Below are 217 nucleotides of genomic sequence, written 5' to 3' on the forward strand. Positions count from 1 at the left end.
CCAGTTCACGTGCGGCGACGGCGCGTCCGCGTGCAGCGTGCGCGGCAGCAGGCCGTGCCGCATGGCCATCACCATCTTGATCACACCCGCCACACCCGCGGCCGCCTGTGTGTGCCCGATGTTCGACTTCAGCGACCCCAGCCACAGCGGGTCGCCGGCCCGCTCCTGGCCGTAGGTCGCCAGCAGCGCCTGGGCCTCGATCGGGTCGCCCAGCGGC

General features: G+C 73.3%; 1 protein-coding gene. It reads right to left on the reverse strand.

The window, feature by feature from the left end:
• Positions 1-217, reverse strand: a 217-nt coding sequence (locus IH00_RS0136490; RefSeq protein ID WP_031080811.1) for a hypothetical protein, incomplete at both ends; no start/stop codon positions are given.

The sequence above is a fragment of the Streptomyces sp. NRRL S-118 genome (assembly GCF_000716335.1).
GTDB lineage: Bacteria > Actinomycetota > Actinomycetes > Streptomycetales > Streptomycetaceae > Streptomyces.